This is a genomic window from Streptomyces sp. MBT65 (assembly GCF_016612545.1).
Classification (GTDB): Bacteria; Actinomycetota; Actinomycetes; order Streptomycetales; family Streptomycetaceae; genus Streptomyces.
This window is the reverse complement of record NZ_JAENRY010000598.1, coordinates 1-1,681: the sequence shown is the minus strand read 5'-3', so window position 1 is coordinate 1,681 and position 1,681 is coordinate 1. Positions and strand designations below refer to the sequence as shown.

Annotated in this window: 3 protein-coding genes; all 3 read right to left on the bottom strand. The window is 70.6% G+C overall.

Annotation, left to right across the window (positions count from 1 at the left end; genetic code table 11):
* A partial coding sequence (locus JHN63_RS50830) for a Clp protease N-terminal domain-containing protein (RefSeq protein ID WP_200691905.1) occupies window positions 1-503 on the bottom strand: 503 nt, incomplete at its 3' end.
* Entirely contained in the window at window positions 503-712 is a 210-nt protein-coding gene (locus tag JHN63_RS50825; RefSeq protein WP_200691904.1) for a helix-turn-helix domain-containing protein, read from the bottom strand. The genes JHN63_RS50825 and JHN63_RS50830, both read right to left, overlap by 1 nt.
* 138 nt (window positions 713-850) lie before the next feature.
* Window positions 851-1,681: zinc-binding dehydrogenase (locus tag JHN63_RS50820; protein ID WP_200691903.1), on the bottom strand; the 831-nt coding region annotated here is incomplete at its 5' end.

The window sequence follows — 1,681 nt, the reverse complement described above, 5'->3', positions numbered from 1 at the left end:
CCGTCGCCCGCCGCGACCGGCACGCCGGGGAGGATGGTCAGGGCGAGGAGGAAGTGCTCGTCGCCGACGTGCCGGTCGCGGCGGGCGACGGCGATGCGCAGGGACTTCTCCAGGACGTTCTTGGCGCCACGGCTGAAGACACGGCGGCTGGACCACCACTCCTTGTCCTTGCGGTCACCGGACATCGCCCCGACGCCGTGCACCTCCTCGACCCGGGCGACGATCTCCGAGACGTCGATGCCGAGCCCGGCAAGGGCGTCGGCCTCGGCCTGCGAGAGCCCCGCACGCCGGCGCGCGTCGCCCAGAGCCTGCCGTACGGACTCCTTGCGTTCCTCGGGAGCGAGCCCCAGGGCGGCCAGGGCGAAGGAGGCCCGGCTGCCCTGGCGGTCGAGGAGGGCCAGCAGCAGGTGATCGGGGTCGACGGAACCGGACCCCGACCGCTCGCGGTGCTCCACCGCGCCCCGCACCACGGCGCGGGCGTCCTTCGTGAACCGTTCGAACATCACTGCCTCCCGTACTTCTTGTGCACGGCCTGCCTGCTGACTCCGAGTTCCGCGGCGATCTCCTGCCACGACCAGCCCTGGTTGCGCGCACCGCGCACCTGCACCGCCTCCAGCTGCTCCACCAGCTTGCGCAGTGCGGACACGGCACGGAGGCCGATCCGTGGATCACGGTCACCCGCGCGCTCGGCGAGATCCGTTGCTTCGGTCATGACGTCAACCTACGTTGACATCAGCCATCTGTCAATCAAAGTTGACAAACGGCTGCGGCCGGCCCGGGAAACCGGACCGGCCGTAGAGGAGAGGTACCGCAGAGGAGAAGTACCGCAGTGGGGAAGAACCAGGGAGCGTCAGCCGTTGGTGAGCACGACCTTGCCGAACTGGCCGCCGGAGTCGAGCCGTTCGAAGCCCTCGCGGGCCCGGTCCAAGGGGAGCACCTCGTCGATGACCGGGCGGACACCCGTCGTGGCGCAGAAGGCGAGCAGGTCCTCCAGCTCGTCCTTGGTGCCCATGGTCGAGCCGACGACCTTGAGTTCGAGGAAGAAGATGCGGGTCAGTTCGGCGTGCGAGGGGCGGTCGCCGCTCGTGGCGCCGGAGATGACGAGCGTGCCACCGGGCTTGAGGGACTTCACCGAGTGGGACCAGGTGGCGGCGCCGACGGTCTCGATGACGGCGTCCACGCGCTGCGGCAGCCGCGCACCCGGCTCCACCGCCTCCAGGGCGCCCAGCTCCAGCGCCCGCTTCCGCTTCGCCTCGTCCCGGCTGGTCGCGAAGACCCGCAGCCCGGCCGCCTTCGCGAGCACGATCGCGGCCGTGGCGACACCGCCCCCCGCCCCCTGCACGAGCACCGAATCACCGGGCCGTACACCGGAGTTGGTGAAGAGCATGCGGTACGCGGTCAGCCAGGCCGTGGGCAGACAGGCGGCCTCCGCGAAGGAGAGCTCCTTCGGCTTGGGCAGCACGTTCCAGGTCGGTACGGCGACCTGTTCGGCGAAGGTGCCCTGGTAGTGCTCGGTGAGGATGGAACGGGGTTCCTTGGGGCCGACGCCGTGACCGGTCTGGCCGATGACGGAGTGCAGGACGACCTCGTTGCCGTCCGCGTCGACACCGGCGGCGTCGCAGCCGAGGATCATCGGCAGCTTGTCCTCGGCGAGGCCGACGCCGCGCAGTGTCGACGCGGA